Genomic DNA, 26,725 nt, shown 5'->3' with positions numbered 1-26,725 from the left:
GACGGTGGTCGGCAGCGGAGGATTTCACATGGCAACGCTCATCGGTACAGTCACTAAAGTCATTGGCCAGGTTTTCGCTCAGTCAGCCGACGGTACTAAACGCGCACTGGTTGAAGGTGATCGCCTGTATGCCGGCGACCAACTGATCACCGGCGCAGAAGGCGCCGTCGCCGTTCATCTGCAAAACGGCCAGGAACTGACCCTCGGACGCGGCAGCAGCATGACCATGACCGGTGAACTACTGGCGGGTCAGGCGGCGCATGTAAATGCCGCTGAGGCAGTGACTCCGAGCGACGCGCAACTGACCGACGTCGAGCAGATCCAGAAAGCCATCGCCGCCGGTGACGACCCGAGCAAAACCGCTGAAGCCACCGCGGCCGGTCCGAATGCCCCGGGCGGCGCACCGGGAGAGGCGGGCGGCGGCCACAGTTTTGTCCTGCTGACGGAAGTTGGCGGCCGGGTTGATCCGATCATCGGTTTCCCTACTGCCGGATTCGGCGGTATTCCCGAATTCCCTGAAGAACGCCACAACGCGGTGATCGACAACGGCGATGACACCCCGGCTGTCGTGGTGCCGCCACCGGTGAACAATCCGGTGACCCTCACCGGTCTGAATGTGGCGGGCGGTGAACTCAACGTCAATGAAGCCAATCTGCCTGACGGTTCGTCGGCCAACCCCGGTGCACTGACGCAAAGCGGCAGTTTCACCGTGTCGGCACCGGACGGTCTGACCAGCCTGAGCATCGGCGGCATCAACGTTATCGTTGGCGGTGTGCCGATCGGCTTCCCGCAATCGATCACCTCGCAACTGGGCAACACCCTGACCATCACCGGTTACAACCCGGCGACTGGCGTTGTCAGCTACAGCTACACCCTCAACGGCAACGAAAGCCACGCGGCCGGTGACGGCGCCAACAATCTCAGCGAACAGTTCACGGTGATTGCCGGCGACAGCAATGGCGACTCCGCGACCGGCACGCTCGACGTCAACATCACCGACGACGTGCCCAAAGCGTTTGATGACAGCAATGGCACCGCATCGGAAACCCTGCTGACGCTGACCGGCAACGTCCTGACCAATGACGTGCAAGGTGCGGATCGCGTGCCAACCGGTCCGGTAACCCCGGGCACTTTCACTGGTACCTACGGCACCTTGGTGCTGAATGCCGACGGCACGTACACCTACACGCTGAACACCAGCGACGCGGACTTCAAAAACCTCCATGGAGGCGGCAACGGTACCGAGACCTTCGCCTACACGATCACTGATTCGGACGGTGATACCAGCACTGCCAACCTCGTCCTGCAGATCCACAACAACGATGATCCGGTGGTCATCAATGGCCTGAACGTCGAAGGCGGCGAGCTGACGGTTTACGAGAAAAACCTCAGTGACGGCAGTGCGTCGGACTCCACTGCGTTGACCCAAAACGGCACGTTCACCATTACCGCTCTGGACGGCGTCACCACCCTGACCGTCGGCGGCATCGCCGTGGTCACCAATGGTGTAGCCGCAGGCTTTCCGCAATCGGTCACCACGCCATTGGGCAGCACACTGACCATCACCGGTTTCAACGCCACCACCGGCGTGGTCAGCTACAGCTACACCCTGGTCGACAACGAAGCGCACCCCACCGCCAACGGCGCGAACAATCTGCCTGAGCAATTCGCCGTCACCGTGGTCGATGACAACGGCACCACTGCCAACGGCACGCTCGACGTGAACATTACCGACGACGTGCCCAAAGCCGTTGAGGACAGCAATGGCACGGCGTCTGAAACGCAACTGACACTGACCGGCAACGTGCTGACCAACGACGTGCAGGGCGCCGACCGCGTGGTGACCAATGAAAGTGCCGGGCCGATCACCGCCGGCACATTCACCGGGACTTACGGCACCTTGGTGCTGAACGCCAACGGCACCTACACCTACACGCTGAACACCAACGACGCGGACTTCAAAAACCTGCACGGCGGTGGCAACGGCACGGAAACTTTCGCCTACACCATCACCGATTCGGACGGTGATACCAGCACGGCGAATCTGATTCTGCAGATCCATAACAACGACGATCCGGTGATCATCAACGGCCTTGACGTGAATGGCGGCGAACTCACCGTCTACGAGAAAAATCTCACTGACGGCAGCGCACCGGACTCCACCGCACTGACGCAAAGCGGCACGTTCACCATCACTGCGCTGGACGGCGTGACAACCCTGACTGTCGGTGGCATCGCCGTCGTCACTAATGGCGTAGCGGCAGGCTTCCCGCAATCCGTGACCACTCCACTCGGCAGCACACTGACCATCACCGGTTTCAACGCCACCACCGGTGTCGTCAGCTACAGCTACACCCTGGTCGACAACGAAGCGCATCCAACCGCCAACGGCGCGAACAATCTGCCTGAGCAGTTTGCCGTCACCGTGGTCGATGATAACGGCACCACCGCTAACGGCACCCTTGATGTGAACATCGTCGACGACTTGCCCAAAGCCGTGGATGACAGCAATGGCACGGCGTCTGAAACGCAACTGACACTGACCGGCAACGTGCTGACCAACGATGTGCAGGGCGCCGACCGCGTGGTGACCAATGAAAGTGCCGGGCCGATCACCGCCGGCACATTCACCGGGACTTACGGCACTTTAGTGCTCAACGCCAACGGCACTTACACCTACACGCTGAACACCAGCGATGCCGACTTCAAAAACCTCCACGGCGGTGGCAACGGCACGGAAACTTTCGCCTACACCATCACCGATTCCGACGGTGATACCAGCACGGCGAATCTGGTGCTGCAGATCCACAACAACGACGATCCGGTGATCATCAATGGCCTGAACGTCGAAGGCGGCGAGTTGACGGTTTACGAGAAAAACCTCACTGACGGCAGCGCACCGGACGCCACCGCGTTGACCCAAAGCGGCACGTTCACCATCACTGCACTCGATGGCGTCACCACGCTGACTGTCGGTGGCATCGCCGTGGTCACCAACGGCGTGGCAGCAGGTTTCCCGCAATCGGTCACCACGCCGTTGGGCAGTACGCTGACCATCACCGGTTTCAACGCCACCACCGGTGTCGTCAGCTACAGCTACACCCTGGTCGACAACGAAGCGCATCCAACCGCCAACGGCGCGAACAATCTGCCTGAGCAGTTTGCCGTCACCGTGGTCGATGATAACGGCACCACCGCTAACGGCACCCTTGATGTGAACATCGTCGACGACTTGCCCAAAGCCGTGGATGACAGCAATGGCACGGCGTCTGAAACGCAACTGACACTGACCGGCAACGTGCTGACCAACGATGTGCAGGGCGCCGACCGCGTGGTGACCAATGAAAGTGCCGGGCCGATCACCGCCGGCACATTCACCGGGACTTACGGCACTTTAGTGCTCAACGCCAACGGCACTTACACCTACACACTGAACACCAACGACGCCGACTTCAAGAACCTGCACGGCGGCGGCAATGGCACGGAAACCTTCGCCTACACCATCACCGATTCCGACGGTGATACCAGCACGGCGAATCTGGTGCTGCAGATTCACAACAACGACGATCCGGTGATCATCAACGGCCTCGACGTGAATGGCGGCGAACTCACCGTTTACGAAAAAAACCTCAGCGACGGCAGCGCAGCGGATTCCACCGCGCTGACTCAGAGCGGCACGTTTACCATCACCGCACTCGATGGCGTGACGACCCTGACCGTCGGCGGCATCGCCGTCGTCACTAATGGCGTAGCAGCAGGTTTTCCACAATCGGTCACCACTCCATTGGGCAGCACACTGACCATCACCGGTTTCAACGCCACCACGGGCGTGGTCAGCTACAGCTACACCCTGGTCGACAACGAAGCGCATCCAACCGCCAACGGCGCGAACAATCTGCCTGAGCAGTTCGCCGTCACCGTAGTCGATGACAACGGCACCACCGCTAACGGCACCCTCGATGTGAACATCGTCGACGACTTGCCCAAAGCCGTGGATGACAGCAATGGCACGGCGTCTGAAACGCAACTGACACTGACCGGCAACGTGCTGACCAACGACGTGCAGGGCGCCGACCGCGTGGTGACCAATGAAAGTGCCGGGCCGATCACCGCCGGCACATTCACCGGGACTTACGGCACCTTGGTGCTCAACGCCAACGGCACTTACACCTACACGCTGAACACCAACGACGCCGACTTCAAAAACCTGCACGGCGGCGGCAATGGCACGGAAACCTTCGCCTACACCATCACCGATTCCGACGGTGATACCAGCACGGCGAATCTGGTGCTGCAGATTCACAACAACGACGATCCGGTGATCATCAACGGCCTCGACGTGAATGGCGGCGAACTCACCGTTTACGAAAAAAACCTCAGCGACGGCAGCGCAGCGGATTCCACCGCGCTGACTCAGAGCGGCACGTTTACCATCACCGCACTCGATGGCGTGACGACCCTGACCGTCGGCGGCATCGCCGTCGTCACTAATGGCGTAGCAGCAGGTTTTCCACAATCGGTCACCACTCCATTGGGCAGCACACTGACCATCACCGGTTTCAACGCCACCACGGGCGTGGTCAGCTACAGCTACACCCTGGTCGACAACGAAGCGCATCCAACCGCCAACGGCGCGAACAATCTGCCTGAGCAGTTCGCCGTCACCGTAGTCGATGACAACGGCACCACCGCTAACGGCACCCTCGATGTGAACATCGTCGACGACTTGCCCAAAGCCGTGGATGACAGCAATGGCACGGCGTCTGAAACGCAACTGACACTGACCGGCAACGTGCTGACCAACGACGTGCAGGGCGCCGACCGCGTGGTGACCAATGAAAGTGCCGGGCCGATCACCGCCGGCACATTCACCGGGACTTACGGCACCTTGGTGCTCAACGCCAACGGCACTTACACCTACACGCTGAACACCAACGACGCCGACTTCAAAAACCTGCACGGCGGCGGCAATGGCACGGAAACCTTCGCCTACACCATCACCGATTCGGATGGTGATACCAGCACGGCGAATCTGGTTCTGCAGATCCATAACAACGACGATCAGGTCTATCTCAACGGCCTCGACGTCAATGGCGGCGAACTGACGGTCTACGAGAAAAACCTCAGTGACGGCACCAGCCCCGACACCCCGGCGCTGACCCAGAGCGGCACCTTCACCGTCACCGCGCTCGATGGCTTGCAAACCCTGACCGTGGGCGGTATCAGCGTGGTGACTGGTGGCGTGGCCGCAGGCTTCCCGCAATCGATCGTCACGCCACTCGGCAGCACGTTGACCATCACCGGTTACAACCCGGCGACCGGCGTGGTCAGTTACAGCTACACGTTGGTCGACAACGAAACCCATCCAAACGCCGACGGCGCCAACAGCATCACCGAGAACTTCAACGTCGTCGCCACCGACACCGATGGCAGCACCGCCAGCGGCCAGATCAACGTCAACATCGTCGATGATTTGCCGAGCGCCCACCCTGACGCCGCATCGGTGGCGGAGGGCGGCACGGTCAGTGGCAATGTCCTGAACAACGACATCGGTGGCGCTGATGGTCCGGCCGTAACCGGCGCGGTGGTCGGCGTGCGCGCCGGCTCCGATACCTCGACCTCGGCCATCGGCGGCCTCAACAGCAACATCAACGGCACCTACGGCTACCTGACCCTGGACGCCAACGGCAACGCCGTCTACCACAGCAATCCCAACGTCGTGAACGGCCCGGGTGCAGTGGATGTGTTCACCTACACCGTGCGCGATGCCGACGGTGATGAAAGCACCACCACCATCACCATCGATGTCGCCAACAGCAAGCTGTGCGCGACCAGCGACACCGACGTCACCGTCTTCGAGAAAGCCCTCGACCTGACCAAGGACGGCGCGGATCTGGCTCCCGGTACAGTCACTGGCAGCGACCCGACCAACACCGGCGAAACCGCGTCCGGCACGCTGGTCGGCTCGGTCACCGGCGCGGTCGGCGCGATCAGCTATGCACTGGTCGGCAGCGCCACCGGCAACTACGGGCAGATTGTCCTCAACCCCAACGGCACGTACACCTACACGCTGACCTCGCCGGCGAGCACCACGCCGCATGCCGACGACGGCGCCAACACTCTGACCGAAACCTTTACCTATCAGGCCACTGATTCACTGGGCAACATCGTCACCAGCAGCATCGTCGTCAGCATCGTCGATGACGTGCCAAAAGCCGTGAACGACAGCAACGCCAACAGCGGCTCGGAAACCCAGCTGACCCTGACCGGCAACGTGCTGACCAACGATGTGCAAGGCGCTGATGTGGTCGCGACCGGACCGAATGCCGGGCCGATCACCGCCGGCACCTTCACCGGTACTTACGGCACGCTGGTGCTCAACGCCAACGGCACGTACACCTACACGCTGAACCCCAACGATGCCGACTTCAAAAACCTGCACGGCGGCGGTAACGGCACCGAGACGTTCACCTACACCCTGACCGATGCCGACGGCGACACCAGCACCGCCAACCTGGTGCTGAACATCCACAACAACGACGATCCGGTGCTGCTCAACGGTCTCGACGTCAATGGCGGCGAACTCACCGTTTACGAGAAAAACCTCAGCGACGGCACCAGCCCCAACAACCCGGCGCTGACCCAAAGCGGCACCTTCACCGTCACTGCGCTCGATGGTCTGCAAACCCTCACCGTCGGTGGCATTGCCGTGGTCACTAATGGCGTCGCCGCAGGCTTCCCGCAATCGGTGGTTTCGCCGCTGGGCAGCACCTTCACCATCACCGGTTACAACCCGGCAACCGGCGTCGTCAGCTACAGCTACACCCTGGTCGACAACGAAACTCACCCGAACGCCAACGGTGCCAACAGCCTCACCGAGAACTTCAACGTCGTGGCCACGGACACCGATGGCAGCACTGCCAACGGTCAGATCAACGTCAACATCATCGATGACTTGCCGACTGCCAAACCCGACACCGGCTCGGTGGCCGAGGGCGGTACGGTCAACGTCAGCGTCCTGGGCAATGACATCAGCGGTGCCGATGGCGCGGCCACAGTGATCGGCGTGCGCGCCGGCAGCAACACCGGCACTTCAGCCATCGGCGGCCTCAACAGCAACATCAATGGCAACTTCGGTTACCTGACCCTCGACGCGGCGGGCAACGCCGTCTATCACAGCAACCCGAACTCGGTGAGCCCACCGGGCGCCACCGACACTTTCACCTATACGATTCGCGACAGCGACGGTGATGAAAGCACCACGACCATCACCATCAACGTCGCCGACAGCAAACTGCTGGCCTCGGTCGATCAAGACGTCACGGTCTATGAAAAAGCCCTCGACCTGAGCAAGGACGGCGCGGATCTGGCCCCCGGTACGGTCACCGGCAGCGACCCGAGCAACACCGGCGAAACCGCCACCGGCACGCTGGTCGGCGCGGTCACTGGCGGCACAGGCGCGATCACCTACACCCTGGTCGGCAGCGCCACCGGCACCTACGGGCAGATCCAGCTCAACGCCGACGGCACCTACACCTACACGCTGACCTCGGCGCCGAAAACCTCGCCGAGCGCCAACGACGGGGCGAACACTCTGAGCGAAAGCTTCACTTACCAAGCCACTGACGCGCTGGGCAACAGCACTACCAGCACCCTCGTGGTCAACATCGTCGACGACGTGCCAAAAGCGGTGGCGTCGGATCGTTCGGTGGCGGCGGTGGAGATCGATTCCAACATCCTTATCGTCCTCGATATTTCCGGCAGTATGGCCGACGCCTCCGGCGTGCCGGGTCTGTCGCGACTGGCGCTGGCCAAGCAGGCCATCAGCGCCTTGCTCGACAAGTACGATGACCTCGGCGATGTCAAAGTGCAGCTCGTCACCTTCAGCAGCAACGCCACCGACCGGACGACGGTGTGGGTCGATGTGGCCACGGCCAAGACCCTGCTGGCCGGCCTCACCGCAGGCGGTGGCACCAATTACGACGCTGCCGTGGCGACCATGTACAACGCGTTCAACACCTCGGGCAAACTCACCGGGGCGCAGAACGTCGGCTACTTCTTCTCCGACGGCAAACCCAACGAGGGCGATATCGGCACCGCCGATGAAGCAACGTTAAAAGCCTTCCTTGATGCCAACAACATCAAGAATTACGCGATTGGCCTGGGCAGCGGCGTGAGCAACGCCAACCTCGACCCGCTGGCGTATGACGGCATCAGCCACACCAACACCAACGCGGTGGTGGTCACCGATCTCAACCAGCTCAACTCGGTGCTGTCGGGCACCGTGCAGGGCGCGCCGGTCACCGGTTCGTTGCTGGGCGAGGGCGGCACCTTTGGCGCCGATGGCGGTTTCATCAAGTCCATCGTGGTCGACGGCACCACCTACACCTACGATCCAAAAGCCCTCAGCGGCCAAGGCTCGTTGACCCCAAGCGGCGGCGCCAATCACGGCACCTTCAACACCGCCAACAACACCTTGAGCATCGCCACCAATAATGGCGGCACATTGCTGATCAACCTCGACAGCGGCGACTACACCTACACCTCGCAGAAAACCACCGCCGTGGTCATCACCGAGAACATCGGCTTCACCGTCAGCGACAACGACGGCGACCTCGCCAGTTCGACGCTGACCGTGAAAGTGATCCCCAACGCGCCACCCGTGGCAGTCGACGATCACGTCATCACCAACGTGCTGTCGGGCAATATCGTGGTGCCGGGCGAACTGCTGCTGGCCAACGACACCGATCCGAATGGCGATACGCTCAACGCCACACCGACCACCTTCAATACTGGTTGGATAGCGAAGGGCGCGGACTTCACCGGCACCGGCGCGATCACGTTCAACGGCAACAACAACACCGCCGCCAACCAGACCCTGGCCGATGTGCGCAATGCGTTCGCCGCCAACACCGCAGCGATGACCGCCGTGCTGGTGATCAGCGGCTACCTCGGCGCGGTGACCAACGCCAATGCCAATGATGAAGACCTGATCACGGTCAAACTGAAACAGGGCGAAACGCTGAACCTGGATCACAACCTGGCAGCCGGGCACATCACTCTGGAGTACTCGCTCAACGGTGGCGCGTTCGTCGCGATTGCCGATGGCGGCACGATCACTGCCAGCGCCGATGGCACCTACCAGATCCACGTCACCAACATCAGCAACCCCAACGGCGGCGGTAACCCCAACGCGGCAGAAAACTACCAACTGACCATGACGGTCAACTACGCCGGGGCCCACGATGTCACCCCGGATTTCCACGGCACTTACACCGCCAACGACAACCATGGCGGCAGCGACACCGCCAACGTGTCCATCAGCTATCAGGACGGCCACACCCTTACCGGCACCTCGGGGGATGACGTGCTGGTGGCCGGCACTGGCGACAACATCATCAACGCCGGCGACGGCAACGATGTGCTCAGCGCAGGCTCTGGCAATAACGAGCTGCACGGCGGCGCCGGTAACGACTTGCTTTACAGCGGCCCGGGCAATGACCTGCTCGACGGCGGTACTGGCAGCGACACCGCCAGCTACGCCCATGCGACCGCCGGGGTCACGGTCAACCTCGGTCTGCTCGGTGCGCAAAACACGATCGGCGCGGGGACGGACACCCTGACCGGCATCGAAAACCTCGTCGGCTCGAACTTCAACGACACCCTGACCGGCGACAACAATAACAACGTGATCAACGGCGGTCTCGGTAACGACATCCTCAACGGTGGCGGCGGTGATGACCTGCTGATTGGCGGTATGGGCAACAACACTCTGACCGGTGGTTCAGGGGCCGACACCTTCCAGTGGCTCAAGGGCAACAGCGGCCACGACCTGATCACCGACTTCACCCCCGGCACTGACAAACTCGACCTGTCGCAACTGCTGCAGGGCGAGAACGGCACCACGGCGTCGCTGGATGACTACCTGCACTTCACTGTCAGCGGCAGTGGCGCTTCGGTGCTCACCAGCATCGACGTCAGCGCCATGGCCGGCGCAACGCCGAACCAGACGATTGATCTGGCCGGCGTCAATCTGGCCAGCCATTACGGCGTGACGCCGGGGGCGGGCGGGGTGGTGGCTGGCGGGCATGACACGGCGACGATCATCAGCGGCATGTTGAATGATCATTCGTTGAAGGTGGATACGGTGTAAGCGACGCCTGAAACGACAAAACCCGCCGTCCCGTTCAACCGGGGCGGCGGGTTTTGTCTGCCTGAAGGCAGGGCGTTGTTCTTCCGGCGCTTTCGCGAGCAGGCTCACTCCCACATTGGAGCGCGGTTAACCGTGGGAGCGAGCCTGCTCGCGAAGCGCCGGATCTGACTCCGAATAACTCAGCGGTTGATCACACCTGTATCAACCCGGCGGATTCTGGCGTAGCTGTAGGCGATGACGCGAGATCGTGTAGCTCGATTTTTTGCCTGCACGTTTTTGATAAACGCACATGATTAAGCCCCCTGCGTACGAGCATTGATTCCGACGAACGGTAGCAAAACCTGTAATTTCTGACAGTAGGCAGCGCCCGCCTTTGCGCATTAAATCGAACCCATGCAGCGGCGGTATCACCCTGTTGATACCGCACACCAACGTTTGGTTAATTGTCGCGGAGCGTCCTCCATGCAGCCCTCGGAACACACACAAGGCCCGCACAGTGCAAATCCGCAACCATCAGGAGTCACCGCTTTGCCGGTTCCGCAAGTGCCGGTCATTCTCAAGGACGAACACGGTGCAGAAAGTCCCGACGGGCTGTTGCCGCGTACGGAGTTGAACCGTGATCTGCAGTTGATTGTTCCAGCGTGGAGCTTCACAACCGATCCTGTTCTCGGGCCGGATATTGTCAAAGTGGGATTTCGCCCGCTTGGGGATGCCTTTCGCGAAGTCAATGAATTTAAGTTCCCTTTTCCCATCGAACCTGGGGACAAGTATGTATCAGTCCCCAGGAACTATCTGGACAATGGCATCTACGACCTGTCTTACATCCTGATCCAGGGGGGCAACCCTGCTGAGTCCGCTAAAAAACGTATTACCGTGGACAGGGTGGCCCCGGATGATGGTCAGGAACCCGCCTTGCTGGAAATGCTCGATGTCGTCGGCGCTATCACCGACGACTACTTGAAGGAACATGGGCAGGTTCGTTTTCAAGTGCGCAGTTATGTGGGGATAAAAGCCCGGGACAGAGCCATTTATTTCTGGACCGATACGGATAAACCTTCCGATTCGGAAACCGAGATTGATGAACAGGAATTCAGTCAGATAGACATTGACCGTAATGAACTGTTTATCACCATGCGCGAACAGGACATTCGTGATCGGGGTGAAGGGTCCCGCTATATCTATTACCGTCTACGAGACTGGGCGGGCAATAAAGGCCCCAGATCAGAACTGTTGGAATTGTTCGTCGATCTGCTCCCGGCGCCCGGAAATCTCAAACCGCCTCGCGTGCCGTTGTCGGACCGAGGGTTGATTGACCGCCAGCATGCCCGTGAAGGTGCGGTGGCTCAGGGAGCCGTGACGGTAGAAATCGATCGTTATGACAATCCAGGTAGTGACAACGAAATTCTGCTCGACTGGAATGGCACACCGCTAGCGCCGGTGCCGGTTGATCCTTCCCGCTTTCCCGTGGTCGTGCGAGTGCTTTGGTCAGCCCTGACAGCTAAGGGGCTGGGGCCTTTGACGGCGTCGGTGACTTACAAAGTGCGACGTCCTTCAGGCACCACACAACCTTCTCTGGGAACCCGGGTCCCCGTGGATCTGACCCTCGCAGGGCAGGACCACGCCAATGCCCCGGCATTACTCAACCCTGATCTGGCAAAAGTAGAAATATACGGCGTCAATTCGAAACGCCTCAACACGCTGACGTCGGATGATTTTGGCGAGCCTGCCGAAGGGATTCTCGAGCTGTTTGATGGGCCACTTGCCGGGCAGACCATCAGCCTGCTCTGGGGAGCAAACGCCACCCCTGCAGCACAATATATCGTCCAGCCCGGTGATGTAGCCGGTAAGCGCGTGCCGTTCACCATTCCTTGGCCGATCATTGACCAGGACCGGGAGAACCCTGCATTACCGGTCTATTACACGACCAGCAACAACGTCAATCTGCAACAGGCTCTGACAACATCAGTCAATGTATCGATTGTGGTGATCGAAAACCTGAAGGAGCCATCCTTTCCGCATGCGAACAAAAATGGTGTTCTTGACTGTTGTGCATGTCCGCGACTGTGGAAAGGGGTCTGGGTGAAAATCGAGGGGAATGCCGCCTTCGACAAAGATGATGAAGTGACTCTGAATTGGCAAGGATGTAAAGGACTGAATGGTTCTGAACCTATTCCCGGAGTGACAGACAAGTTCCCCACGATATTGAGTGACGCGCAAGCGCGTGATGGTTTTGAAGTGCATGTCGCGGACTTTGAACGTTTGATTGCCCCTATGGTGGATGACGGCTCTGCACTGTGTCATTACACACTTAAGAAAGCCAAGGGCGGCGTGGGCAGTTCAAAAGAGGAATTCGTCATTATTAATAGAACCCTGCCCAGCGGTATTGTCTGCTCCGATAAAGAGGGCGAGGATTACTGCGGTTCGCCCTGCGAGAATTCCGGATGGGGTAAAAAGTTTGCAGAACACTTGTCTGCGAAGTTGCCAGGCTTGTTGAAATAAGCAGTTCCTGAATTTCACGTTTCTCGTGTCTGACTCAAGTAATGCCTTTCAGTGACAAGAAGTTTAACCAGTGCCAAACGTATGCCTGCGTGGTTGCGTATGCGTGGGCGTCCTCTCCAGGAGCGATAAAATGACCGTTTATAAAAAACTCACCTCTGCACAGCAAAGTCGACTGGATTACAAGAGAATCCGCCATGCAGCCCCGCAGATGGATGCAGAGCCCCTTCAAATACACCCTGATAATCCCTTGCTGCCGAATCAAGTCGGTGATGGCAAGAATCAGGTTCCGCTTTCATTACAGGGCTTGGTATTGAAAGTGAATGTGCCTCGGCCTAAACAAGCAGGTGATACGCCCTCCGTGTCGGGGCTTATTGATCTGATGTTCGATGGCAAGAGGTTGCCAGAAACGCGATATAGCTACAGCACGCCTCTTGACCCTGGCATTCTCTTGATCCCTATGACGCTGCCGGCCAACCTGACCGACAAACCGGGTGAACATGAATTGAGCTACTACCTCAATCAAGGCGGGAACATCGCTGTCGTAACACCCGTTGAGATTAATGTTGACAGAACTGCGCCGCTGCCGATAACAGAGGTCATTGTTCCACCCGAAGTAGAGCGTGACGGTATCACTAAAAAATATCTCGACGATAATGGTCATGTGCTGATAACTATTGAGGAATATGCCGGCCACATGCTCGATGATTTTCTTGAATGTTTTATTGGCACTTCCGTGCCTTTGCCGACGCGGATTGGATCCATTACGCGTACGGATCTGGCTACGCCTCTGGAATTTCAACTGACCGCGGCAATGCTGGACGATGAAGAGGGAGAAAGGGCTATTTATTGGCAGGTGACGGATCGCAAGGGCAATAAAAGCCTTCATTCACCTTATAAACGCTTGAAGGTCACGCTGACAGATCCACCAGCAGATTTGCAGCCGCTGGATATTCCCCTGAATATCGACAACCTGATTGATCTGGCGGATGCTCAGGAGCCGATTGGCGTCGGGATTAAAGCTGAATACACCAACTTCATTCAGGGCGATAAGTTGCAAGTCACTTGGGATGGCCGGTTACAGCCGGCTACCACGATTGCCGGGTTTCCTTTTTATGTCGATGTGCCCTTCCGCGATGTCCTCAACGGCAATGCCGGCCTGAAGACTGTTAAAGCCAGTTATCAGATACTGCGCAAGGATGTCGCTCATCCTCTTGTTCCGGTCGAGCTGGACAACATTAGCGTGGATTTGCGCAAGCCAGGCGCGCCAATAGATCCCGACAAGCCAGGCAACCCTAACCCCGATCTGCCAACAGTGTCAGTACAAGGCGACGCTGGCGGGGCTGCCAATCAGTTGAGGGAGGCTGATAACAGCGGCCCGGTAATTGTAACGGCAACGATCTATACCGGGGCCAAGGAGAATGACGAAGTACAACTTTACTGGAAAGGTGAGCCGGTAAGCGAGGCAGACGGCGGGATTGTAAAAATCGGTGCTACGCCTCCAGCCGAATTGGAATGGACTGTTCTATGGAGGGTTTTCGAGGATGCAGGTAACGGTAATCCGATCAAGGCCCATTATGTAATCAGCCACGATGTAAACGATAACGTGGATGTTTCGACGGCGACCGATGTTGACGTACTTATTCGTCCAGATGTCATCCCGGAGGTGAAGTTCCAACACCTCGATGACGACTTCGGCTTGCTGAATTGCTTGTCTTTGCGAAGGGATAGCGTCGCTGGCGTTGTAGTCGAAGTGTTGGTCGCGGGGGGCGAGCCTCAATTGGCAGATCAGGAATTGACGTTCACTTATCAAGGCTACAGTGACAACGGAAGCACAACTAAACCCGGTACCGAAGCCAAAGTTCCCTACACCCCCTCCAGTCAGGAAGCAACCGCCGGGTTCATTGTAAAGATTCCCTATGATCCGGCGATCCTGACCACGGAAAACGCGTGGGGAGGCATACGCTACTCGGCTGTTATTAATGGGCGCGACACATCATCTGCAGAACATGTGGTAAGGGTTTATATGGTTGATCCGGCGGGTGGTTCATGCCCCCTGCCTTAAGAAGGTGCTGAAGTCGCAAGGGAAGGTACTGCATGTACCTTCCTTTTTAAATATGTAACGAGTAGCCAGTGGAAATGGTTACTATTTTTTTAAGGACTTTTACCCTGTGAACTTCAGAAAAATCCTACGTTGGTTCGGTTGTGGCAATCGGTATCGTTCGACGCTGAATTGTCTGGCGGGTAAACAAATTTGCCGGAGTTAATTAATCGAAGGATAGTCAATCATGAAACCTGAAGTCTTTTCATTCTGCAGAATCGCTTCCAGCGGAAGCTTTCGAATGCTGGTAGCGATACCGGCATTTTTTATGTTGGGGTCACCTGCGTTCGCGGTCATCGTCGATAACAGTACGCTGGATGTGGACTCGACAGTGCCGCCCACTGATTACCTGGTGCGCAATAACGGAGTACTGAATCTTGCCCAGGCCATGACTCATACCCTGAATGTGATTTCCGGATCGACGCTGAACATCAATGGCGCCACGGTGAATGCTGAAAGTGGCATTGAGGGGATTTCCATCACGGCCAGTCGAGGCAATCTTGTGCAGGCCGATGTCACCAGCGACTCGATAGCAATGATGGTCAATCGGTCTTTCTCTTCGACGCAAGGGTCGACTGTCACCGCGACTGACAGTCAATTCAGGGGGGGCGAAGCCGGGATACAGATAACCGCGTTAAGCAACCTGACACTGATCGACAGTGAAGTGACGGGACAGGCCGCGGGCAGTGTCGGCCTGAATATGATCGGCGGTGAAGTGCACGCTACAGACGGTACTCGTATCAGCGGCGACCGGGCGGGTGTGCGGATGGTCAATGACTCGTCCGTTTCAGGCAGCAATACGCTGGTACTGGACGGTGCCAGTGTAGAGGGGCGCAATGGGCCGGCGATAGAGGTTGCCGGTGGTGCAAACGTCATCATCGAGGTGCTGAACAACTCCACTTTGCAAGGTAGCGCTAATCAATTGCTGGCGGTTCAAGAGGCTTCGACCGCCGCTGTAAAGGTTGGCAATAGTACGTTGATTGGCAACTTTTCAGTGACGGGTGCCAGCACGGCTGATTTCATTTTCGACCGAGGCCATATGACCGGAGACATGCTGGTTGAGGACGGCTCGACGGCCAACGTCACCCTGCAGAACCAGTCGCAATTCACCGGTCGCCTGGACAAGGTCGCCAGCGTCAACATCAATGACAATTCAAACTGGACCCTGACTGGCGATGACTTCGTTGGCGCAATGCGCCTGGAGGGCGGTCGGGTTATTTTCGGCGCAGCGCAGGCACCCGCGACGTACTTTGAACTGACGGTCGGCTCACTCGCCGGTACCGGTACGTTTGAGATGAAAGGTGATTTTGCCAGCGGGCAGAGGGATTTCCTCAATGTCCTTGGTCAATCAGAGGGGCAGTTCGATCTCGCTGTGCAGGCTTCGGGGCTGGATGCGGCGTCGCCTCAGCAATTGACGCTGGTGCGTACTGGCACAACCGATGGAGCGAATTTTGCGCTGGCCGGCGATCAGAGAGTGGATGTCGGCACATGGTCCTACGGCCTGGCCAGTCGGGAAATCGAGGGAGGCGCGAAGGAGTGGTTTCTCGACCCGACCACCGAAGTCATCAGCCCCGGCGCGCGCTCGGTACTGGCCTTGTTCAACACCGCCCCGACCGTGTGGTACGGCGAGTTGAGTTCGTTGCGCAGCCGCATGGGCGAATTGCGTTTCAACGGTGGCCAGGCCGGCGGCTGGATCCGCACCTACGGTAACAAGTACAACGTTGCCGATGGCTCGGGCGTGGGTTATCAGCAGACGCAACAGGGTTTGTCCCTTGGCGCCGATGCCCGGGTGGGCGAAAGCCAGGTGCTGGTCGGGGTGCTCGCCGGCACGAGCGAGTCCGATCTGGACCTCAATCGCGGTACGTCGGGAACGGTGAAAAGTTACTACGTCGGGCCTTATGTCACCTGGCTCGACAGTGATACCGGTTATTACTTTGACGGCGTGCTCAAGTTCAACCGCTTTCGCAACGAGTCCAAGGTCAACCTGAGCGACGGCAGCCGCACCAAAGGTGATTACGACAACTGGGGTGTAGGCGGTTCCGCCGAGTTCGGTCGGCATATCAAACTGGCGAACGGCTACTTCGTCGAACCGTCCGCGCAACTGTCGGCCGTGCAGATCCAGGGCAAACACTACACGCTGGACAACGACATGGACGCCGACGGTGATCGTATGCGCTCACTGCTCGGCAAGGCCGGTGCGACGTTCGGACGTAACTTCGCTCTCGCCAACGGCGCTGTCGCCCAGCCTTATGTGCGTGCGGCGGTTGCGCATGAGTTCGCGTCGAACAACGAAGTGAAGGTCAACAACAACGTGTTCAATAATGACCTGTCAGGTTCCCGGGCCGAGTTTGGTGCGGGGGTGGCGGTGGCGATGTCCCAGCGGTGGCAGATGCATTTCGACCTGGATTATGCCAAGGGGAAGCATATTGAACAGCCTTACGGGGTGAATCTGGGGTTGCGGTACTTTTGGTAAAAAAGCCATCAGGGTGCTCCCTGATGAATGCGCCTCACGATTTGTGAGGCGCTTTTCATTTCTAAGGGTCAATGCCAACTCCCAGGCCAGATCCGTAGTACTGGACGTGCCCTTCTGCACCATTGACCAGATTTTTTAACCAGTACCGAGCTGGCCAACCACCTGCGGAGTCAGCGGCCCAGTACAAATAGTTCTCCATCGGCCAACGGCCAATCCAGGCGTTATGGATTTCCCGCAACTCACCCATTGACGGCAATCGCTTTCCTCGGGCTGCTGCCCTGTCTCTGATCGTGTTCCAGTTTCCACCGTCCAGTCCCACAAGGAATTTCACCCCTGTGACATGAACGTTGTAGCCCTTGGACTGGCTTGCGTTGTCAGTGACAGTGATCGTTGCGACCCCATTACCTCTGACAGTCACCAACCCTGAACTGACTTCTACTGCAGCGACATTGTTGTTACTCGACGAGTAACGATAGGGGGGGACGCCGCCGTTTGCCGTGTGCTGTACATATGTGCCTGGACCAAAATTTGGATATGCAGCCCAGCTGGTAATGAGGTAACACCTGCCACTCAATGTCACGCTGGCCGTATTGAAATTCAACGGCGGAATCGGCGAGATCACAGTGAAGGTCCGCGTATTTGAATCCTGCCCGGTACTCAACGCTTTTACTCTCAGCGAATGCCCGCCCAAACCCACCGACAAGGTAGTGTTCCAGGCGCTGCCCACGGCAGTCACCGTGTGCCTTGGGCTGTTGTTGTCGTAAATCTGGACCTGACGATTCGGGGTGACCATACCGCGCAGGGTTACCGAAGTGCTTTTGGTTTGCCCGCCATTGCCGATTTCACTGATGCCGTCATGCACAGACGTCAACGTCGGCGCGATGTGCGCGGCGACTTTGAAGTCTCGCGCCGGGCTTTCCACCGGAACCGCGGCATACAAGGCCCGGGCCTTGAGGCTTTGGTCGCCGATCGTCAAACCAGTGACAGACGCCGTCCATTGTTTATCGGCATTGACGTTGACCGGTGAACCGACGGCAGTGCCTTTGTTGTACATCTGGATCTGCTCGCGCGGGGTGGCTTCGCCTTTGACGGTGACCGCGTTGTCATAAGTCGTTTCATTCGGCCCCACCGCGCCGACCGAGTCTGTGACCGTGGTAATCGTCGGTGAAACAAAGGCTGCAACAGAAAAGACTCTGGGCGGGCTGGACTCTGGATTGCTGCCATAGTCGCCCAGCGCGGTGAGGCGGTAAGTGGTCGACAGGCCCAGGTTATTGAAAACGTATTGCCAATCGCCGCTGTCGGTGACATCTATCGTATCGATGGCCGTGTCCGCGTTGCGCAGAATAATCTTTTCATTCGGACTGGCCTTGCCCGTCAGGGTGACGGTTCGGTAGTAAGTGGTGCCATTGGGGGCGATTTCACCGCGGATATCACTGACCCTGGAAATCGTCGGCGTAACCGCTTGTGCCACGTTGAATGTTCGCGGCGGGCTCAGCGCGGGATCGATATCGTATAAAGCCTTGGCAACGATGCTGTAGGGCTGCACTTTGAGGTTGTTGAAGCGGTGGTTCCAGTTGCCCTTGTCATCGACATCAAGGGTTGGGCCTGGCTGATTATTCTCCTGTAACTGAATCTGCAGGTTTGGCGTCGCGCTGCCAGCCACCAGGACGCTGTTGTCATAGGTGGTCGCCCCTTCAGCGACGGTTCCTCGCGAGTCAGTAACCGAGAGAATTTCCGGCGTCTGGGCGAATTTGACGGTGAACGTTCTGGGCTGGCTGGACACCGGGTCGGCGTCATACAGGGCCTTGGCGGTGATGCTGTAGGGTTTCTCGGTCAATGGACCGATCTCGCGGCGCCAGATACTGTCGGCTCCCACCAGCGCGGTGCCCATTGATTTCGTCACATTATCGAACAGCTCGACCGATTCGCCCCGGGTGGCCGTGCCGGTGACGGTGACCTTTTCATCGCGGGTTTTGCCGTCCTCTGCCACCTCGCCCCGTGAATCCGTCACACCGGTGATGACCGGTTGCACGTAGTCGTAGCGGGTTCTGATGGTCAAGGGCAGCTGTGGGAATACGCAGGCAGTGTTCTCCTTTTCACTGCCATCGAATGCCACTTTGCAAATCACATTGGCGGGCGTGGAGTGGCCCAGTTTCATCAGTTCGCTTCTGAGCAAGCTTTCGTTGAGTCCGCTGCTGACTTGGGGCGGGGTTATTTCCTCACCGCTGATCAGCGGGATCGTATGGGACGCGCCTGAACTTGTTTGTCCTATAAGGTAGAACCAAAGGCGCTGTTTCAGTGCAATGTAGGGCCAAATAGCGAGGACAGCTTTTGCATCGCCGCTGAAGGTCATCAGATCCAGGACTTTGTTCTGTGCCTGAGGTACTTGCGGGTGGGGCAGTTCGTTTTCGGGGTCCTGGAAGCCTGAAACATACAGGCCGAGCATTTTTGAGGGCGTTGTGAGGGTATAGCGGGTTACGTCGTATTCAACCGACACCGTTTTCGCAATATTGGCGCCAACCACCGAAGGTGGTAAATGGAATTGAACGGTGCCAGTGTGACTGCCCGGCAACTCCAGATCATCAGAGGTGCCTGCGCCGGGCGTTCCTAACCACTTTAAACGGATCGTGTCCCGGTCCGGGTTCATGCTGGAGTAACTGGCGTTGATGTCTACGCCATTCAACCCATCCATTGGGTTGAGCGTCTTGTCGGGTGCCTGTACCACCTCGGGCGGCGGCAACTCGCCGACGAGTTCGCCTATGAGCAAATTGAGCGTGTCCGAGTACTCGTACTGTTTGTTCGAGGCACGCAATAACACGTAGCGCACTTTCACGTATTGACCGATATTGTTCGCCACAAACTCTGCATCCACCCGAAAACTTACCGGTTGACCAGCAGTTACTGTGGTGATGGGCAGCCAGTCGCTGGTACTGGCAAAAGGATTGAGACTGCGCCAGTAATAAGTCAGTACATCATCCTTGAGGGTCTTCGCTGCGGCGATCAGTACATGGACAATATCGAACACCTTCGACGGGTCCAGTACATCCCCCGGCGGATCGGCCTCCTCGACGACAGGTTTGGGCAGCGTCGCCCGGATCTTCTCGACCTTGGCCAGCAGCCGTTCGGATTCCCGGATGTCGAGGAGGCCGGGTGCATCGTTCGCGACCACGTAGGAAACGTCGAGCCTGCCTTTATCAAGCACAATGATGTGCTCGGCATCGATGTAGAACGTGACCAGGCCTTCCTTGGCTTCGTTGGCGCTGACGATATGCGGAACTTCATGCAGATAGTCATCGCCATTGGACTTGATGCCGGTCCATTTCAGACAGATCAAGTCGCCATTTTTCATGCCGTAGCGCACTTCGACAGTGGCGTAAAGCTCGTCCGGTTCGAGGGTATCGCCTATCAATTCTCGAATGCTCGGCTCGGGGAGGATGTTGACGTCGCCGTCTACATCCGCAAAGGCGCGCTTGGAAGACAGCGGGTCGCCACCGGCCTTTCTGTAGAGGATATACGACGCATCGGCGCGACCTCTGGCGATGGCCCTGATCAACGCATAGGGCACTTCGATTTCCAACACTGAGGGGACGTTTTCAATGTCGCGGGATTCGCTGCAGATGATTGGCTCACCGTTATCCGGCGGCGTGCCGATGAAGATCATTTTCACCCTGTCGCCCACGCCGAAGTACTGGCTGTTGACATGGATCTGGATCTTCACCGGCAGTTTGTTCAAATTCCTGATGGTAATGACGCCGTTGACGGCTTCCTTGATGATGGGGGCCTCCAAGCGCCAGCCGCCCGCATCCACGTCGATGTAGGTGCGTTTGGAGTGGCGGTCGGCCCAGTTCCAGACCTCGTCATTGGCGAAGAATTTGATTTCCCGTTTGAGACCGTCTCCGGCGCCGAGAATGGCGTCCTGATCAATGAGGATTTCGATCGGTTGCTGGCCGTCGGCTTGCGCTTGCGTGATGCGGTGCGCAGCAAGCCAGTAGTCGCCCAGCTGCAAACGCACCTGATCGTTGCGCGTGCAAAACACATAATGAGGGATTGTGGCCAGCACACCTTTTTTGGCCCATTCGGCGTCTATCACGCCCTGTTCGACCAGTTCGGGCGGCAGTTGCACGATGTTCAGCTCTGAGTGGCCATCGGGCAAATGCGGTTCTTTGTCACGATTTCCCGGCTTGTCAAGCTTGACCCATATCCGCAAGGCCGCCGAGGGCGGGTCGGGTACAGTTGTGCCCACGCGGGTCAGCACATAGTGGCAGTTTTCAATCCAGCCAGACTTGACAGGCGTCGGTAGGTAAAAGAACACCCGTTGGTTGACCTCGTCGGCCGTCACCCATCGTTCGAGCACAATTTCGGTATCGTAATAAATCTCGAGTTTGTCACCCTCGCTCATGGGGTGCCCATAAGGATTGATGACACACTGCAAGCCTTTAGGGTCGCTGGTGGCGGTCTGGATATTGATACCGCCATCGCCATCCTGCACCGGCTCGTGCATTCCTGGAATCAGCAGGGGACGCAGTGCCAGTGTTGCGTTGCTTTCCGTGAGGGCAGGGAAGCGGAAATTCTTGTGAGAAGGCATCAGGCAAGTCCTCTTGAAGGGAATTCAGGCGTCGCGTGGCGACGACCGCTGAAGTCAGGCTCAGTGAGGATCAGAGCGCTTTCAGGCTCGGGGGCGTTGGCGAACATGGAAATGCACTCCAGTCGGTTGATGGAGTGATTGAACCTGTGTAGATCGATTTGCGCACCTGTCAGATCTGACAGGTGCGCATGGGAATCAGACGAGTGGTATCAACCAGGCGCCGTTTTCCGCTCGCCATTCAGCGGCGTTCAAGGCTTGCGAAGTGTCTTCTGCCGCACGATATAGACCGTCACTAACACCGCACTGGTCAGCATGAACCCCCGCGCCCACGGCAGTGGCACCAGGTAACACGAGAACAGAATGCTCGCCCACATCAGCCCGATCGCGTAGACCTTGCCCTTGAGCGGTATGCCATTGCCATCGAGGTAATCGCGGATCCATGGCCCGAGCCGTGGATGCTCGACCAGCCATTGATAGAAACGCGGAGAGCTGCGCGCGAAGCAGGCTGCGGCGAGCAGAAGGAAAGGGGTGGTGGGCAGGACGGGCAGGAAAATCCCGATCACCCCCAATGCCACGCTGAGCCAGCCGACGGCCAGCAGCAAGTAGCGCAACATCAGGGGGCGGTTGCCTATGGGGTTGTCCATAGGCCGGATCTTAGTGGTGACGAGGCTTGAGGATCGCCGGTTTTTCGTCGGGCGCCTGGCACAGCAGGTACAGCGCGGTGAGGGCTTCCGGGATCTGCACGATCATGTCGTCCATCAGGTTGGCGTCCTTGGCGATGTCTTCGAACTCAGGCTGTTCGTCGAACAGGCCCGAACCGACCATGATCGGCAGCAACATTTCGCTGACTTCTTCTTCAGCGGTTTCGAACCAGGCGGCTTCACGCAGGAACACGCCTTCCATGAAACCGATGCACCAGCCGCGCAGTTCGGAATCGTCCGGCTCGTCGCCCAGGTCCAGTTCGCATGGCAGCTCGAACTCTTCATCCGAGGCCAGTTGACGGGCGATGTGGGCCTTGAGGCCGATCAGGGTGGCTTCGATCTCTTCGCGCTGGGCGTCGCTGCTGTAATGCGGCTCTTCGGCGAACAGGGCGTCGATCCACTCACGCTCCGGTACGTCTTCAGCGCAGATCGACAGCGCGGTGAGGTAGCCGTGAGCGGCCACGTAATCCAGCGCCTCGTCATGCAGCTCGTCGGCGTCGAGGAAAACTTGCAGGCGGGTCAGTTGCTCAGCGAAGGACATTACGGGGCTACCTTGGGGAATAAACAATGCGGGAATTCTAGGCCTTCTTGCGCGCTCAAGCCAGCCGCATGGCAGATTTGCCGCAATTGCCGGGCTGCATACAAATCCTGTGGGAGCGAGCCTGCTCGCGAAAGCGGCGTATCAGGCAGCTTTGTCTTGACTGACCCAGCGTATTCGCGAGCAGGCTCGCTCCCACAGGGTTTTGTGTGTGGCAGGTTTATCAGTGTCTTATCAGCGGCACCCTGCGCAGGGGAGGCCTCGGGTATACTGCCGCGTTTTGCGATCCCTGCCCGCATTGCGCGTGTCACGTAATGCGTTCTTACGTTTTGTTTAAGCAGCCCCGGCTGTTCTGAACCAGCCTGCGCAGGGATGTATCGGTAGATTTTTGGAGTTTTTATGCTCGAACAGGCTCAACGCGTCCTCAAGGACATCTTCGGCTACGACAGTTTCCGTGGCCGTCAGGGTGCGATCATTGAGCGCGTGGCCAGCGGCGGTGATGCGCTGGTGCTGATGCCTACCGGTGGCGGCAAGTCCCTGTGCTTTCAGGTGCCGGCGCTGCTGCGCGATGGCCTCGCAGTGGTGGTCTCGCCGCTGATCGCACTGATGGACGATCAGGTCGCTACCCTCGAAGAGCTGGGTGTGGCCGCTGCCGCGCTGAACTCCACCCTGAGCGCCGAACAACAGCGCGACCTCGCCGCACGGATCAAGCGTGGCGAAGTGAAGATGTTGTATCTGGCGCCCGAGCGCCTGGTGCAGCCGCGCATGCTGTCGTTCCTGCAAGGCTTGAACATTGCGTTGTTCGCCATTGATGAAGCGCACTGCGTGTCGCAATGGGGTCACGATTTCCGTCCGGAATACCTGCAACTGGGCCAGTTGGCCGAGATGTTTCCTGACGTGCCGCGCATCGCCCTGACCGCCACCGCTGACAAGCGTACCCGCGAAGAAATCGTCACCCGCCTGCATCTGCAGAATGCCGAGCGCTTCCTGTCGAGCTTCGACCGTCCGAACATCTTTTACCGCATCGTGCCCAAAGAGCAGCCGCGCAAGCAGTTGCTGGCGTTTTTGGCCGAGCGGCGCAGCGATGCCGGCATCGTCTATTGCCTGTCGCGCAAGAAAGTCGAAGAAGTCGCAACGTTTCTGAGCGAGCAGGGCTTCCCGGCGCTGCCGTATCACGCCGGTTTGCCCAATGAACTACGCGCCTTCAACCAGAAGCGCTTTCTCAACGAGGAAGGTCTGATCATGGTCGCCACGGTTGCCTTCGGCATGGGCATCGACAAGCCCAACGTACGTTTTGTCGCGCACCTCGATCTGCCGAAATCCCTTGAGGCGTATTACCAGGAAACCGGGCGCGGCGGCCGTGACGGCCTGCCGGCGGATGCGTGGATGGCCTACGGTCTGCAAGACGTGGTGATGCTCAAGCAGATGCTGCAAAACTCCGAAGGCGACGAGCGGCATAAACGTCTGGAACAACACAAGCTCGACGCCATGTTGTCGCTGTGTGAAGAAACCCGTTGCCGTCGTCAGACCCTGCTGGCGTACTTCGATGAAGACATGCCTGAGCCGTGCGGCCATTGCGACAACTGCGTCGACGGCGTGCAGACCTGGGACGCTACCGAACCTGCACGTCAGGCATTGTCGGCGATTTTCCGTACCGGTCAGCGTTATGGCGTCGGCCATTTGGTCGATGTGCTGCTGGGCAAGGAAAACGAAAAAGTCCGCAGTTTCGGCCATCAACACCTGTCGGTGTACGGCGTCGGCAAAGCATTGAGCGAAAGCGAATGGCGCTCGCTGTTCCGTCAATTGGTCGCGCGCGGTCTGGCGGATGTTGACCACGAAGGCTATGGCGGTTTGCGTCTGAATGACAGTTGCCGGCCATTGCTCAAGGGCGAGGTCACGCTGGAACTGCGCCGCGATCTCAAACCGCAGGTCACCGCCAAAACCGCCAGCAAGAGCCCGGCCAGCCAACTGGTGCGTGGCGAAGAGCGCGAACAGTGGGAAGCCCTGCGCGCGCTGCGCCGCAAACTGGCCGAAGAGCATGGTGTGCCACCGTACGTCATCTTCCCTGACTCGACGTTGCTGGAAATGCTCCGCAGCCAACCGACTTCGCTGGCGGAAATGGCCCGTGTCAGCGGCGTTGGCGCACGCAAGCTGGAGCGCTATGGCGATGCCTTCCTCGAAGTGCTCGGCGGCGAGGTCGAGGCGCCGAAAGCGGTGGCCGACGTGCGCCACGAGTTGATCACTTTGGCCCGTGCGGGCATGACGCCGCTGCAGATCGCCGGTCAGTTGCAGTGCTCGGAAAAGAACGTCTACACCATGCTCGCCGAGGCGATCGGCAAGCAGCAGTTGTCGCTTGAGCAGGCGCTGGATTTGCCGGAAGAGTTGATGGGTGAAGTGCAGGACGCGTTCCTTGATGGCGAAGGCGAGTTGCCTTCGGTCGCCGAAGTGGCCGAGCTGTTTGCCGGGCGGGTGCCGGAGGGCGTGCTGTATTGCGTGCGGGCTGCATTGCAGTCGGAATTCGAGATGTAATTGGCGGCCTACCCTCACCCCAGCCCTCTCCCAGAGGGAGAGGGGGCCGACCGAGGTGTCTTGCGCTATACATCGACCTGAGAACCCGAGTCGATTATGGATTCACCAAAGCACGTTCAAGTCGCTGAATATTCCGAGCATCCCCCCATCCAGTCCCCTCTCCCTCTGGGAGAGGGCTAGGGTGAGGGCCTGCCAATTCTGGATTCAGCAAAGCACTCCCAAGTCGCTGAATATCTAACGCATCCCCCATTCAGTCCCCTCTCCCTCTGGGAGAGGGCTAGGGTGAGGGCCTGCCAATTCTGGATTCAGCAAAGCACTTCCAGGTCGCCGAATATCTAAAGCATCCCCCATTCAGTCCCCTCTCCCTCTGGGAGAGGGCTAGGGTGAGGGCCGTCCAATTCTGGATTCAGCAAAGCACTCCCAAGTCGCCGAATATCTAAAGCATCCCACATTCAGTCCCCTCTCCCTCTGGGAGAGGGCTAGGGTGAGGGCCTGCCAATTCTGGATTCAGCAAAGCACTCCCAAGTCGCCGAATATCTAAAGCATCCCACATTCAGTCCCCTCTCCCTCTGGGAGAGGGTTAGGGTGAGGGGGGCCTCGAGATGTAACGATTCAGTACAGACCGCCACTTGCCTATAACTGCAGCTCATGCTTAGCTGGCTAATAATTAGATTTTCTTTATTTTCAGTCTAACCGTGAGTGTTTTATGCCGTTAACCGATCAACACCGCTTTGGCATGCAACTGGCCCAGATGTCCCGTGGCTGGCGTGCCGAACTGGATCGCCGACTGGCCGGGCTGGGGCTGTCCCAGGCGCGCTGGCTGGTGCTGCTGCATCTGGCGCGCTTTGAAGAAGCGCCGACCCAACGTGAGCTGGCGCAGAGCGTCGGCGTCGAAGGACCGACCCTTGCACGTTTGCTCGATAGTCTGGAAAGCCAGGGTCTGGTGCAACGCCAGTCCGTGATGGAAGACCGTCGGGCGAAAAAAATCGTCCTTTGCCCACCGGCCCTGCCGCTGATCGAGCAAATCGAAACCATTGCCACACAACTGCGTCACGAGTTGTTCGAAGGTGTCGACGAGGCGGATTTGAAGGTGTGCATGCGGGTTCACGGGCACATTCTGGCCAACCTGGAAAAATCTTGAGGCACATC

The 26,725-nt window shown here is 58.5% G+C and carries 9 protein-coding genes; 6 read left to right on the top strand and 3 right to left on the bottom strand.

Annotated elements, in window-relative coordinates:
- Nucleotides 1-28: 28 nt before the first annotated feature.
- The 4 genes from KBP52_RS10855 (at nt 29) to KBP52_RS10840 (ending at nt 17,223) form a co-directional block, all read left to right on the top strand.
- On the top strand, nt 29-10,153 hold the full coding sequence (locus KBP52_RS10855) for a retention module-containing protein (protein WP_212622729.1): 10,125 nt from the start codon (nt 29-31) through the stop codon (nt 10,151-10,153).
- A gap of 462 nt (nt 10,154-10,615) precedes the next feature.
- A complete protein-coding gene (locus KBP52_RS10850; protein ID WP_249122269.1) occupies nt 10,616-12,652 on the top strand; it encodes a hypothetical protein in 2,037 nt (678 codons plus the stop codon).
- A gap of 130 nt (nt 12,653-12,782) precedes the next feature.
- Nucleotides 12,783-14,714, top strand: coding sequence for a hypothetical protein (locus KBP52_RS10845; protein ID WP_212622728.1), 1,932 nt, complete (start codon nt 12,783-12,785; stop codon nt 14,712-14,714).
- A 223-nt stretch (nt 14,715-14,937) separates the two neighbouring features.
- Nucleotides 14,938-17,223: an autotransporter outer membrane beta-barrel domain-containing protein gene (locus KBP52_RS10840; protein WP_212622727.1), complete on the top strand. Its 2,286-nt coding sequence runs from the start codon at nt 14,938-14,940 to the stop codon at nt 17,221-17,223.
- 61 nt (nt 17,224-17,284) lie between these two features.
- Here the strand turns inward: KBP52_RS10840 and KBP52_RS30515 are convergent, their stop codons facing one another.
- The 3 genes from KBP52_RS30515 to KBP52_RS10825 form a co-directional block, all read right to left on the bottom strand.
- Nucleotides 17,285-21,808 (bottom strand): Ig-like domain repeat protein, encoded by a 4,524-nt coding sequence (locus KBP52_RS30515; protein ID WP_249122268.1) that lies wholly within the window; start codon nt 21,806-21,808, stop codon nt 17,285-17,287.
- A 248-nt stretch (nt 21,809-22,056) separates the two neighbouring features.
- A complete protein-coding gene (locus KBP52_RS10830) occupies nt 22,057-22,452 on the bottom strand; it encodes a YbaN family protein (RefSeq protein ID WP_212622726.1) in 396 nt (131 codons plus the stop codon).
- A 10-nt stretch (nt 22,453-22,462) separates the two neighbouring features.
- Nucleotides 22,463-23,050: a YecA family protein gene (locus tag KBP52_RS10825; RefSeq protein WP_016984205.1), complete on the bottom strand. Its 588-nt coding sequence runs from the start codon at nt 23,048-23,050 to the stop codon at nt 22,463-22,465.
- A 396-nt stretch (nt 23,051-23,446) separates the two neighbouring features.
- On the opposite strand from KBP52_RS10825, the gene recQ reads away from it, so the two are divergent.
- Nucleotides 23,447-25,576, top strand: coding sequence for a DNA helicase RecQ (recQ, locus tag KBP52_RS10820; protein ID WP_160056690.1), 2,130 nt, complete (start codon nt 23,447-23,449; stop codon nt 25,574-25,576).
- A gap of 706 nt (nt 25,577-26,282) precedes the next feature.
- Complete coding sequence (locus tag KBP52_RS10815) at nt 26,283-26,717, top strand: MarR family transcriptional regulator (protein WP_212622725.1); 435 nt, start codon at nt 26,283-26,285, stop codon at nt 26,715-26,717.
- Nucleotides 26,718-26,725: the final 8 nt, after the last annotated feature.

The sequence above is a fragment of the Pseudomonas sp. SCA2728.1_7 genome (assembly GCF_018138145.1).
Lineage (GTDB): Bacteria > Pseudomonadota > Gammaproteobacteria > Pseudomonadales > Pseudomonadaceae > Aquipseudomonas > Aquipseudomonas koreensis_A.
Note: the sequence above shows the minus strand (reverse complement) of the source record. Positions and strands in the feature narration are given on the sequence as shown.

What these genes read in the sequence shown, in the direction of transcription:
- KBP52_RS10850 (WP_249122269.1), top strand. Translation starts at nt 10,616, where the DNA reads ATGCAGCCCTCGGAACACACACAAGGCCCGCACAGTGCAAATCCGCAA.
- recQ (WP_160056690.1), top strand. Translation starts at nt 23,447, where the DNA reads ATGCTCGAACAGGCTCAACGCGTCCTCAAGGACATCTTCGGCTACGAC.
- KBP52_RS10815 (WP_212622725.1), top strand. Translation starts at nt 26,283, where the DNA reads ATGCCGTTAACCGATCAACACCGCTTTGGCATGCAACTGGCCCAGATG.
- KBP52_RS10845 (WP_212622728.1), top strand. Translation starts at nt 12,783, where the DNA reads ATGACCGTTTATAAAAAACTCACCTCTGCACAGCAAAGTCGACTGGAT.
- KBP52_RS10840 (WP_212622727.1), top strand. Translation starts at nt 14,938, where the DNA reads ATGAAACCTGAAGTCTTTTCATTCTGCAGAATCGCTTCCAGCGGAAGC.
- KBP52_RS30515 (WP_249122268.1), bottom strand. Translation starts at nt 21,808, where the DNA reads ATGCCTTCTCACAAGAATTTCCGCTTCCCTGCCCTCACGGAAAGCAAC.
- KBP52_RS10855 (WP_212622729.1), top strand. Translation starts at nt 29, where the DNA reads ATGGCAACGCTCATCGGTACAGTCACTAAAGTCATTGGCCAGGTTTTC.
- KBP52_RS10830 (WP_212622726.1), bottom strand. Translation starts at nt 22,452, where the DNA reads ATGGACAACCCCATAGGCAACCGCCCCCTGATGTTGCGCTACTTGCTG.
- KBP52_RS10825 (WP_016984205.1), bottom strand. Translation starts at nt 23,050, where the DNA reads ATGTCCTTCGCTGAGCAACTGACCCGCCTGCAAGTTTTCCTCGACGCC.